General features: G+C 67.3%; 11 protein-coding genes and 1 riboswitch. Of the genes, 4 read left to right on the top strand and 7 right to left on the bottom strand.

Going from position 1 to position 10,520, the window contains the following annotated elements; genetic code table 11:
* Positions 1 to 225 precede the first annotated feature (225 nt).
* Positions 226 to 1,377 carry an acyltransferase gene (locus K3F48_RS22825; protein WP_222577742.1) on the top strand — a complete coding sequence of 384 codons (1,152 nt, stop codon included), beginning with the start codon at positions 226 to 228 and terminating at the stop codon, positions 1,375 to 1,377.
* Positions 1,378 to 1,383: 6 nt separating this feature from the next.
* Here the strand turns inward: K3F48_RS22825 and K3F48_RS22820 are convergent, their stop codons facing one another.
* Positions 1,384 to 2,820 carry an MFS transporter gene (locus tag K3F48_RS22820; protein ID WP_222577741.1) on the bottom strand — a complete coding sequence of 479 codons (1,437 nt, stop codon included), beginning with the start codon at positions 2,818 to 2,820 and terminating at the stop codon, positions 1,384 to 1,386.
* A gap of 151 nt (positions 2,821 to 2,971) precedes the next feature.
* A riboswitch (SAM riboswitch) is annotated at positions 2,972 to 3,050 on the top strand.
* A gap of 53 nt (positions 3,051 to 3,103) precedes the next feature.
* On the opposite strand from K3F48_RS22820, the gene K3F48_RS22815 reads away from it, so the two are divergent.
* On the top strand, positions 3,104 to 4,303 hold the full coding sequence (locus tag K3F48_RS22815) for an O-succinylhomoserine sulfhydrylase (protein ID WP_222577740.1): 1,200 nt from the start codon (positions 3,104 to 3,106) through the stop codon (positions 4,301 to 4,303).
* Here K3F48_RS22815 and K3F48_RS22810 read toward each other — a convergent pair.
* The 5 genes from K3F48_RS22810 to K3F48_RS22790 all read right to left on the bottom strand — a co-directional run bounded on the left by K3F48_RS22810 (position 4,257) and on the right by K3F48_RS22790 (position 8,330).
* Entirely contained in the window at positions 4,257 to 4,532 is a 276-nt protein-coding gene (locus tag K3F48_RS22810; RefSeq protein WP_222577739.1) for a hypothetical protein, read from the bottom strand. The two genes, K3F48_RS22815 and K3F48_RS22810, sit on opposite strands and share 47 nt — an antisense overlap.
* Positions 4,533 to 4,649: 117 nt before the next feature.
* Complete coding sequence (locus K3F48_RS22805; RefSeq protein ID WP_222577738.1) at positions 4,650 to 4,895, bottom strand: hypothetical protein; 246 nt, start codon at positions 4,893 to 4,895, stop codon at positions 4,650 to 4,652.
* A 104-nt stretch (positions 4,896 to 4,999) separates the two neighbouring features.
* Positions 5,000 to 5,368, bottom strand: a complete 369-nt coding sequence (locus K3F48_RS22800; RefSeq protein ID WP_222577737.1) for a hypothetical protein — start codon at positions 5,366 to 5,368, stop codon at positions 5,000 to 5,002.
* Between the two features lie 133 nt (positions 5,369 to 5,501).
* Positions 5,502 to 7,790 carry a TonB-dependent receptor gene (locus tag K3F48_RS22795; protein ID WP_222577736.1) on the bottom strand — a complete coding sequence of 763 codons (2,289 nt, stop codon included), beginning with the start codon at positions 7,788 to 7,790 and terminating at the stop codon, positions 5,502 to 5,504.
* Between the two features lie 171 nt (positions 7,791 to 7,961).
* On the bottom strand, positions 7,962 to 8,330 hold the full coding sequence (locus tag K3F48_RS22790) for a hypothetical protein (RefSeq protein WP_222577735.1): 369 nt from the start codon (positions 8,328 to 8,330) through the stop codon (positions 7,962 to 7,964).
* Between the two features lie 216 nt (positions 8,331 to 8,546).
* On the opposite strand from K3F48_RS22790, the gene apaG reads away from it, so the two are divergent.
* A complete protein-coding gene (gene apaG, locus K3F48_RS22785) occupies positions 8,547 to 8,939 on the top strand; it encodes a Co2+/Mg2+ efflux protein ApaG (RefSeq protein WP_222577734.1) in 393 nt (130 codons plus the stop codon).
* 133 nt (positions 8,940 to 9,072) lie between these two features.
* Positions 9,073 to 10,233 carry an acetylornithine deacetylase gene (gene argE / locus K3F48_RS22780; protein WP_222577733.1) on the top strand — a complete coding sequence of 387 codons (1,161 nt, stop codon included), beginning with the start codon at positions 9,073 to 9,075 and terminating at the stop codon, positions 10,231 to 10,233.
* Positions 10,234 to 10,256: 23 nt separating this feature from the next.
* Here the strand turns inward: argE and K3F48_RS22775 are convergent.
* Positions 10,257 to 10,520, bottom strand: a 264-nt coding sequence (locus K3F48_RS22775; protein WP_222577732.1) for a hypothetical protein, incomplete at its 5' end; no start/stop codon positions are given.

Genomic DNA, 10,520 nt, shown 5'->3' with positions numbered 1-10,520 from the left:
ACGGCGTGGATGCCCGCGACAAGCGCGGGCATGACGCGGTTGCACGGAAGTTGTTAACCTGGATTCGAAGCCCTGCGCGCGAGCGCACGGCCTCTCGTGCCGGCATGACGTTCGCGAGACGACAGCCACGCTCGCGATCCTCGAAACCGACGCATTTTTCGTATCTCGTCGAAATCTCCCGAGAGCGAGCTGCTGGCGTTCGCCGACATCCAAGGCAGAGGACGGATGAAAGAAGCGCGCGATCGTTTCCAGCATCTCGACATGCTGCGTGGCCTCTGCGCGCTCGGCGTGGTCGTCAGCCATGTGCGATCGCTGCTGATCGTGCCTTACGCCGAGGCGCAAGGGCGCGGGCTCGGCGAGCTGCTTCTCTTCACCATCGGCGGCCTCGGCCATGAATGCGTGATCGTCTTCTTCTCCGCGAGCGGCTATTTCGTCGGCGGCTCGGCTTTCGCCGCCATGCGCGACGGCCGCTTCTCCTGGGGCGCTTATGGCGCGGCGCGGCTGTCGCGCTTGTGGACCGTGCTCGTTCCGGCCCTGATCCTCACCGCATTGCTCGATGCGGCGGGCGCCGCTTTCGGCCCGCCGGGCGCCTATGACGGCGCCTTGGCCGCGATCATCCCGAGCGGTCCGACGCCGGCCGAACCGGCAAATCATTCGATTTCGACCTTCTTCGGCAATCTGTTCTTTCTGCAGACCGTGGCGACGCCGGTGTTCGGCTCCAACCGCGCGCTGTGGAGCCTTTCCAACGAAGCCTGCTATTATCTGGCCTTTCCGCTCATCGCCTTCGGCCTTCTGCGCGGCTTCGGCAAGGCGCGCCTTGCTTTTGCGGCCGCGGGCGTCTTCGTGCTCGCGTCGGCGCCAACGGAAATGGCCCTGCTCGGCATTCCCTGGATCGCGGGCGCTTTCGCCGCGGCTCGTCCGACGACGCGCGCGCCGCTACGCGCCATTCTCGTCGGCGCTGCGAGCGTCGCGGCGATCGCATTCGCCCATGCGTCGCGCACACTCGCGAGCGATATCGTCCTCGGCTGCGTCGTCTCCTTCGGGCTGCGCGAGCTTGCGACCTTCGCGCCGATCGGCGGCCTCTATGCACGCGCGGCGACGGGGCTCTCGAATATTTCCTACACGCTCTACGCCGTGCATTACCCTTTGGCGCTGGCGCTGTGGTTCGTGCTGCTCGCGCCTGTGCAGAGCCAGCCCGGGCCGGCGGCGCTCGCGCAAATGGCCGCCTTCATCGCCGCGGCCCTCGCCTATGCGTCCGTCATATGGTTCCTGTTCGAGCGCCGCACGGAAGCGGTGCGACGCGCCATGAAGCGCCTGCCGTTCCTGGCGGGCGCTCGCGCGACGAACGCGAGCGCGGAGGCGCGTCAGCCGAATTGACGCGGATTACTCGTCGACCGCGGTCAGCGGCGGGCAGACCTCCTCGAGCGATTTGCGCTCGGCGGCGACCCCCCAGCGCCATTCGACGAGAGCCGCGGCGATCATCAGAACGGCGCCGACGGCATAGCCTGCGAAGACGTCCCAACGCCGCCCCGTATCGATCAGCGTCGCGAACAGGAAGGGGCTGGCGACGCCGCCGAGCGCGGTGCCGAACGCATAGAAGATCGCGATGACGATCGCGCGAATCTCGAGCGGAAATGTCTCGCTCACGGTGAGATAGGCGGAGCTGGCGGCGGCCGATGCGAAGAAGAAGACGATCATCCATCCGGCCGTCTGCTGCGCGACGTTCAACACCTCCTGCGCGAAGAGATAGCCGACGATGAGCAAAGCGACGCCGGACACGGCGTAGGTCGCACTGATCATCACCTTGCGCCCGAGGCTATCGAAAAAATGCCCGAGCAGCACGGGGCCGAGAAAATTGCCCGCGGCGAGCGGAAGCAGATAAAGGCCCACCCCCTCGGCGGGGACGCCATAGAAATCGGTGAGCGCCAGGGCGTAGGTGAAGAAAATCGCGTTATAGAGAAAAGCCTGCGACGCCATCAGGCTCAGCGCCACCAGCGTGCGCCGGGGATACAGCCGAAACATCGCGCGCGCGATGTCCCCGACCGGCGTATGCCAGCGCACGCGAAGCCGGACGACCGGCCGGCTCGGCGCGGCGTGGATCGAGTCGCCGAGGGTCCTCTGCTCGATCGCGGCGACGATTTTCTCCGCCTCCGCTTCGAAGCCGTGGAGCATGAGCCAGCGCGGACTCTCGGGGATCCATCGCCGCATCAGCAGGATCAGCAATCCGAGCACGGCCCCGATCAGGAAGGCCGCCCGCCAGCCGAGAGCGGGGTCCATCCAGTCGAGAAGCACGAGCGTTCCCGCCGCGCCCGCCGCGGCGCCGACCCAAAAGCTGCCATTGATCACGAGATCGGTCCAGCCGCGCACGCGGGCCGGAACGAGCTCCTGAATCGTCGAGCTGACCGCCGCATATTCGCCGCCGATTCCGGCGCCGACGAAAAAGCGGCACAGGATGAAGCTCGCGGCGTCGAAGGACGCGGCTGTCGCCGCCGTCGCGACGAGATAGATGGCCAAGGTGATGAAGAACAGCTTGCGGCGGCCGAGCCGGTCCGTCATCCATCCGAACAGCAGCGCGCCGAGCACGGCGCCGAGAAGATAGGCGCTGCTCGCGAGGCCGACCTCGGCGCTGGACAGGCCGAGCCCCGCCTCTTCCCGCAGCACGCCGGCGACCGCGCCCGCCAGCGAGACCTCGATGCCGTCGAGAATCCAGGTGACCCCGAGCGCGACGACGACGAGCGTGTGGAACCGGCCCCACGGCAGCGCGTCGAGCCGCGCGGGAATGGTGGATTCGATAACGGCTCCGGCCGCATTGTCGCGCATGTCTCTCTCGCCTCTCGATCCGCGGCGTGGCCGGGCGGCCGCGCCGCGCGAAGGATAGAGAAACGATCGGCGCGCAAAAACGGCGAAACAGGGGGCTTTTTCGCGGCCCAAGGACGAGGTTGACTCGGGCGCGCGCTTGGGTTCAATCTCGCCGCGGTCACGTGGTTCTTTGAGCCGGCCGGCTTGCCGCCACGTAAAACAACGCGCTAAAAGGCCGGGTTTCCTCGCGAAATCCGCTTTTTTACGCCACGGCGCCGGTGCGCCGCATGGGGGACGAGGATTTATGAGCAGAGAGCGCAAACCACTGCGGCCCGCGACGCAGCTCGTTCACGGCGGCGCGACGAGGTCGCAGTTCGGCGAATTGTCGGAAGGCTTGTTCCTCACGCAGAGCTTCGCCTATCCGACGATGGAGGCGGCCGAGGCGCGCTTCAAGGGCGAAGATCCCGGCTTCATCTATTCGCGCTTCTCCAATCCGACCGTCGCCATGTTCGAGAAGCGCATGACGCTGCTCGAGGGCGCGGAAGCCGCGCGCGCGACGGCGAGCGGCATGGCCGCCGTCACCGCCGCCCTGCTCGCACAATTGCGCGCCGGCGATCATATCGTGTCGGCGCGCGCGCTGTTCGGCTCCTGCCTCTATGTGGTGGAGGATCTGCTGCCGCGCTTCGGAGTCTCCTCGACCTTGGTCGACGGCGCCGATCTCGCACAATGGAAGGCGGCCGTCCGCGAGGAAACCAAGCTGTTCTTCCTCGAGAGCCCGACCAATCCCGGCCTCGAGGTCTATGACATTCGCGCCATCGCCGAGATCGCGCATGGGGCGGGCGCGCGGCTCGTCGTCGACAATGTGTTCGCGACGCCGTTGCTGCAGAAGCCCTTCGAGCTCGGCGCCGATGTCGTCGTCTATTCGGCGACCAAGCATATCGACGGCCAGGGGCGCTGCCTCGGCGGCGTGATCCTCGCCTCGCAGGCGCTGATCGAGGAGAGCATCCATAATTTCCTGCGCCAGACCGGGCCGGCGCTATCGCCCTTCAACGCCTGGACCATGCTGAAGGCGCTGGAGACGCTGCCTCTGCGCGTCGCGCAGCAGACAGCGAGCGCCACGCGGATCGCCGATTTTCTCGCCGGGCAGAAGGGAATCGCCCGCGTGCTCTATCCCTTCCGCCCCGATCATCCGCAGGCGGAGCTGGCGCGCCGGCAGATGTCGGGCGGCGGCACGCTCGTCAGCTTCGATGTCGAAGGCGGCAAGGAGGCCGCGTTCCGCTTTGCCAATGCGCTGGAGGTCGTGAAAATCTCCAATAATCTCGGCGACGCCAAGAGCCTGATCACCCATCCGGCGACGACGACGCATCAGCGGCTCACGCCGGAGGCGCGGGCGCGCATCGGCGTCGGCGATGGAATGTTGCGCCTGTCCGTCGGCCTCGAGGACGCCGAAGATCTGATCACTGACCTCGAATATGGACTATACGCGGCGTCTCGACACGGCTGAGGCAGTGCGACAGGCCGCGCGGGCGCAATGCCTCCGCGCGGCGTCGCGAGCCCGCTCTGGCGACAACCAGCTCCTCCTCGAGCGCGACCATCGGCCGTCCGTCGGGCCTCGCCGACGCCGCGCCGAGAACGCGCCACATCCTGGCCCTTTCGGCCAGCGCATAGGACGAGGCGAGCAGCAGCGCGAGCGCTTCGAGGCTCGCCCCGCCCAGTAATTCGGAATGCAGCATTTGCGTTTCTCCCTTTGCCTAAAGCTGTTTGCGATCCGATCGGATCAAAAGCAGCTCTCGTTTTTGCTTGAAGCGAATTCTGATCGCTGGGAACGCGCGCCTCTCGGGCGCCGCGCGTCAGCGGGTCGCGTCGAACCGGGCGAATTTGGCCCGCCGCTCGAGATCGATCAGCCGCCCGCCGCGGCGCGGCAAATCGGGCTGCGGCTCGGCGACCGGCGGCTCGACATGAGCGGCCGCGGGCGTTTCGCGCGGCTTCTCCGTGACGAAAGCGCGTTCGTCGCCCGCGGCGCCGGAAACGGACCGGACGAAGTCTCGAATGAAGGCGCCCACTCCGGCGCGGTCGACGGCGTAGAGCTGAAACACGGCTTCTCCTCCCCTGTCGCGGCGGCGCGCGACTCGTCGTTTGAACGACAGCCGTGCGCGCCGCGAAGGCGCGCCGACCATGGGCGTCGTCCTGCGAAGACGAATCAGGAGAAAGCGGGAGGCGCTCGCGCCCTTATGGCGTGGTGACGGCGCAATGGGACCGTCGGCGCGTCGGCGACCGCCCAGGAGACGACGACGCCCGGGACCAACGCGCCGCCGACGGCGCAGCGCGGTCCATCGACAAGCGATGCGCCCGCCGCGCAGCACAAGGCGCAGAGATCGCAGATCTCGGGCGCGGGATGCGGCCGGCCGGCCGGCTGCGTCTCGTCGACGGACGCGCCGGCGGCGCTCGCCGTCAGGCACATTGGCGAAGCGGAGCCTGCGCCCATCGCCATGCGCGCTGCCGCCGGCGTGACGGCCTGAACCGCCAGCGCCAGGACAAACAGCAGAGCGCAGAGAGAATTGCGACGCATTCCGCCTCGACGAGCTCGGCCGCGCCGAACGCGGCGCGGCCGCAACTCTGACGCAGACCGCGCGTCGCGGCAAGCAATTAGGCTTTGTGCGGCGCAGCTGGATGTGATGCGCCGCAACATCCGGCCGGCGCGGTCAGAACTTGAATTTCACGCCTCCCAGAAAGGCGCGCGGCGTGCCGGCGTAGATCGAGCCGGTTCCCGTCCGCGCCAGAACGACGCCGGGATTTTGCCGGCCGCTCGCGTCCAGAGAGTCCGAGATATTGTTGGCCGATGCGATCCAAGTGCGGTCGAACAGATTCTGCACCTGGAAATAGATGGTCATCCCTTTCAGAAAGAAAGGATTGCCGGGAAGATCGCTCTCGTAATGCGCGTTGAGATTGACGAGGCCGTAGCTCGGCAGCGTCAGCTGATTGCCATTGTCGATGAAATAGGAACTCTTGTACACATATTCGACAAAGGCCCCGAGGCCCTTCAGCTCGCCTCCGGCGACGTCATAGCCGAGCCGCGCGCTCGCCTCGTGCGGCGCGACGCCGGGCGTCTGGCGTCCGGCGCGGTCGAAATAGGCGTTCGGCCCCAGCTGCTCGACGAAATTGGTGAAAATCTGATTGTTGTAGGTGTAGTTGCCCATCAGCCGCCAGCCGTCGAGGAAGCGCCAGTCGACGCTCAGCTCGGCGCCGCGATGGACGGAGCCCGGGGCGTTGAAGGTGTAGGATTGCAGGCCGGCGCCCGGCGTCTGGGTCAGCAGCTCGTTCTGGTACCACTCATAGAACCCGGTCAGGCCGACCCGCACATTCGGCAATGGCGTCCAGGTGAAGCCGGCGTCGACGCCAGTGTTGCGCTGCGGCTGCAGGCCGGTGTTGGCGCCCGGAACGCCCTGCTGCGTCACGGTGAGCTGGCCGGTCTGCGGCGTGCCGAAACCGGAGGAGGCGCGTGCGTAAACCTGCCATTCGCTATCCGGCCGCCAAGTGACCGAAGCCTCCGGCGCGATGTTCCACCAGGCGCGATTGGCCTCGACCGCACGCCAGGTTCCGGCGCTGTAGTTGATGCTGGTCAGATGCACCGCGGTGCGGTTGAACTCGCCGGCGAGGCCGAAGGCCGCCGTCACCGTCGGCGAGAGAGCGATCTCCTCGCGCCCGCGCAGGCCGATGTTCTGGACCATGGATTCGGTCTTGGCCGTCAGCGCGCCGGTCGCGCCATTGCTGTAGGGCAGGACATTCAGCGTATAGCTCGTCGACCGCGCGCGGTTGAAATAGAAGCCGAGGAAATGCCGCGCCTCCATCCCGAACAGAGAGCCGTTCTGCGTGATGTCGGTGCTGGCGTTGACAGAGGGCACGTCGTTGAGCGCGGCGGTCGAGCCGGTCGGCTGATTAATGTCCTTGTCGTCATAGACGAACTGGGTGCGCCAGGTCGTTTTGGCGTCGAGATCGTGCTCCCAGCGCAGGCCGAAGACGTCGCGCCGGTCGTTGCGATGCGCCCCGGTCTGATCGGCGCTCTGGGCGATGTTCGGCGCCTTCACGCCGTTTTGCGGAACAAAGATCAGGCCGCAAGCCGAGGAGAGCGCCGAATTTCCGACGGCGCAGCCCCGCTGATAGGGGTTGTTGTAATATTGGTTCAGCGACAGGCGCGTCGACAGATTGCCGTAGAGCTCGTTGTGCAGCCCTTTGAAGATGAAGCGGTCGGTCGGCGAGAGCGTGTAGGTCGCCTTCACATTGATGGTCTGCGTGTCATATTGATTGTGCTGCGTGAAGCCGTCGCCGCGCACGTCGCTCGCGAACACATAGAGATCGAGCGGCCCGACCTCCTTGCCGATCAGCGTGTAATTATTGACGTAGCCGAAGCTGCCGAACTCATGTCCGGTCTGGAACCCGTCGATGTCGCGGCCCATCGGCGTGCGGAAATTGATCGCGCCGCCATTGGCGTAATTGCCGAACAGCGCCGATGACGGGCCGCGATAGACGTCGACCCCGGAATAGGCGTGCGGATCGAGCTGGTCGGTGCGCGACAGGCCGTCGGGCTGGGTGATCGGGAAGCCGTCCTCGAGCATCACGATGTTGCGCACGCCGAAGCCGTTGCGCGCCGAGGAGCCGCGGATGGAGATGACCACGTCGCGCGGGCCATTGCCCCATTTGAACGAGAGGCCGGGGCTGTAGCGCAAGAGATCGACCATGGAGAACAGCGGCGTCGTCTCGAATGATTTCGCGTCGATCGAGGTGAAGGTCTGTCCCGTCGGGTCGCGATAGACCGGCAGCTCTTTCTTGGCCGCATCGAAACCCGGGGCGCCGCCGCCGGCGCCTGGACGCCTCGCCTCGGCGTCGATGTCGATCGTGGGCAGCGCTTCCTGCGCCGCGGCGCCGCCGAGGCCGACGGCGAGGCTCATCGCGCAGGCCGAGACGCCGCGCATCCAGGGTGTACGAAACCGCATGAGATTTCTCCTTCGCCCGCGCTACGGGCGCGACGACTCGTTTCGCGGCCGACAGCGGCGTCGCCGCGGTCCCGCGCAGGTCGTGAACGTAAAAAGCCGGAGGTTTGACGCTCGTCCGCGAGGACGCGAAGCGTGACGCCCACGACGGCGAAAGCCGCCCGGGCCGCACTCTCAGGCCGGCAGAGGAGGCGCGCGCGCTCGATGCGATCGCGCGATGGCCGAGCGCAATGACGCCTGCGCGAAGCGAGGCCAGACGACCACGCTGGCGTCGCCGAGATCGGCGAAATGGCTCGCCTGATGGGTCGGGATCGGCGAATAGCCGCCGAGACATGCCTGGCAGGAGGCGCAGGCGGCCGCATCCGTGTCTCGAGGCGCGTCCGGCAGACGCCGCTCGAAATGGCGGCGCTGCAGATCGCAGATCGGCGACGCGCCGTCCCGAGCGGCGGCGACGCCAAGGAACGCGCCGCCTTGCAGCGCGATCAGCGCCTGCGCGGCCAGCGCCAGGGCGACGATCAGCCTTCCGATAGAAACAAGACGCATGAGGCCACCGCCGAAGTCGCGTCGGGAAAGCTACGCATCAGCGGCCGACGAAACAATCCGGCTTCTGCGGCGATCGAGCAATTCCCTCCGCCCTGTGGCGAGAATGTCACAGATTTTGCTAGGGGATTTTCCGGGACGGGAGGACGCGCCGCGGCGGCCCCGCGACCGCTCAGAATCCCATTCCCCTCGAACGCCACGCGCTCTAGAGTAAGACCCATGTATATAGCCGTCACCCGCGACATTCAGGTCACCGCGCTGCCCGACTTTTTGCCGGAGCGCTCCGACCCCGCTCAGGACCGCTTCGTCTGGTCCTATACGATCGAGATCGCCAATCTCGGCAAGGAGAGAGTCCAGCTGCTGGCCCGGCACTGGATCATCATCGACGCCTATGGCCGGCGCGAGGAGGTGAAAGGTCCCGGCGTCGTCGGCGAGCAGCCGGTCCTCGAGCCCGGCGAGACCTTCCGCTACGCCTCCGGCTGTCCGCTGTCGACGCCATCGGGGATGATGCAGGGCGCCTATACGATGATCACCGAGGATGGCGAGACCTTCGACATCGAGGTGCCCGCCTTCTCGCTCGACAGCCCGATGTCGAAGCCGACGCTGAACTAGTGGCGTACGTCATGCGGACTGAAGCGAGCAGGAGAGCGAGCCTGAAGGCTCGCGGTCCGAGCGCGGCCCTGGACCCAGGCTCGCTCTCGAGGGACATCCATTTCGTCGACGCAAGGCAGTAGAGGCGCACCGCATGTCGACTCTGGAGCGCGCGATCGAGCTGACCGGACGCCTCGTCGCTTTCGACACCGAGAGCTCGAAGACCAATCTGCCGCTCATCGACTTCGTCGCCGATTATTTGCGCGAGCAGGGCGTTTCCTTCGTCGTCGCGCCCAATGCGGCCGGCGACAAGGCGGCGCTGTTCGCGACGATCGGCCCGAATGTCGATGGCGGAATCGTCCTCTCCGGCCACACCGACGTCGTGCCTGTCGCCGGCCAGAGCTGGACCGGCGACCCTTTCACGCTGCGCCGGCAGGGCGAGCGCCTGATCGGCCGCGGCGCCGTCGATATGAAGGGCTTCGCCGCCGTCTGCCTCGCCATGACGCCCGAGTTCAAAGCGGCGGCGCTGAAGCGCCCCGTTCACATTTTCCTGAGCTATGACGAGGAGACCACCTGCCTCGGCCCGCTCGACCTCATCGCCCGATTCGGCGGCGCCCTGCCGCGGCCCGGGGCGGCGGTGATCGGCGAGCCGACCTCGATGCGCGTCGCCGACGCGCATAAGAGCGTCACCACTTATGTGACGAAAGTGGTGGGCCACGAAATCCATTCGGCCAATCTGCATCGCGGCGCGAGCGCCGTGCACGCGGCCCTGCTGCTCGCCGGCGAGCTGCTGCGCCTCGGCGAGGAGCTCGTCGCAAAAGGCGATCCGACCGGGCGATTCGATCCGCCCTACTCCAGCCTGCATATCGGCGCGATCCACGGCGGCACGGCGCGCAACATCGTCGCCAGGGACTGCGCCTTCCATTGGGAGGTGCGCGGCGTGCCGGGAACCGACGCCGCCGCTTTCGTCGAGGAAAGGCTGGCGGCCTTCGCGCGGCGGCTGAACGAGCGCTATTTCGCTCCCTTTCCGGGAACAGGGATCACGACGGAGATCGAGGTGGCGGTTCCCGGCCTCGCGCCGCAGCCCGGCTCGCCGGCGGAGACTCTGGCGCTGCGGCTCGCGCGCGCCAATCACACGGTCGCCGTGCCCTACGCCTCCGAGGCCGGCCAGTTCCAACAGGCGGGAATCGCCAGCGTCATCTGCGGGCCGGGGCGCATCGACGAAGCGCACCAGCCCGACGAATATATCGAGGTGGCGCAGCTCGCCGCCTGCGTGGAGTTCATGCGCTCCCTAGCGAAGGAGCTCGACGCCTGAGCGCCGAGCGCCGCCGCCTCGGCTCAATAGCAGGTCCATACCCACTGACCGACCCAGCGCCAGCAGGGTCCGACTCCATGGCCCCACCACCGCCCGCGCCAGTAACGACCGCGGCCGCCGTGATGCCAACCACCGCCATGCCACCCGCCATGGCCGCCATGCCACCCGCCATGGCCGCCATGCCAGCCGCCGCCATGGCCGCCGTGCCAGCCGCCAGGGCCGCCGCCGCCATGCCAGCCGCCATGACCGCCGCCGCCGTGCCAGCCGCCATGACCGCCGCCGCCGTG

The organism is Methylosinus sp. Sm6, from assembly GCF_019802345.1.
GTDB lineage: Bacteria > Pseudomonadota > Alphaproteobacteria > Rhizobiales > Beijerinckiaceae > Methylosinus.
The sequence above is the reverse complement of the archived record's forward strand: the minus strand, read 5'-3'. Positions and strand labels throughout refer to the sequence as shown.

Coding starts and splice junctions, on each gene's coding strand:
- K3F48_RS22825 (WP_222577742.1), top strand. CDS start 226: ATGAAAGAAGCGCGCGATCGTTTCCAGCATCTCGACATGCTGCGTGGC.
- K3F48_RS22820 (WP_222577741.1), bottom strand. CDS start 2,820: ATGCGCGACAATGCGGCCGGAGCCGTTATCGAATCCACCATTCCCGCG.
- K3F48_RS22815 (WP_222577740.1), top strand. CDS start 3,104: ATGAGCAGAGAGCGCAAACCACTGCGGCCCGCGACGCAGCTCGTTCAC.
- K3F48_RS22810 (WP_222577739.1), bottom strand. CDS start 4,532: ATGCTGCATTCCGAATTACTGGGCGGGGCGAGCCTCGAAGCGCTCGCG.
- K3F48_RS22800 (WP_222577737.1), bottom strand. CDS start 5,368: ATGCGTCGCAATTCTCTCTGCGCTCTGCTGTTTGTCCTGGCGCTGGCG.
- K3F48_RS22795 (WP_222577736.1), bottom strand. CDS start 7,790: ATGCGGTTTCGTACACCCTGGATGCGCGGCGTCTCGGCCTGCGCGATG.
- K3F48_RS22790 (WP_222577735.1), bottom strand. CDS start 8,330: ATGCGTCTTGTTTCTATCGGAAGGCTGATCGTCGCCCTGGCGCTGGCC.
- apaG (WP_222577734.1), top strand. CDS start 8,547: ATGTATATAGCCGTCACCCGCGACATTCAGGTCACCGCGCTGCCCGAC.
- argE (WP_222577733.1), top strand. CDS start 9,073: ATGTCGACTCTGGAGCGCGCGATCGAGCTGACCGGACGCCTCGTCGCT.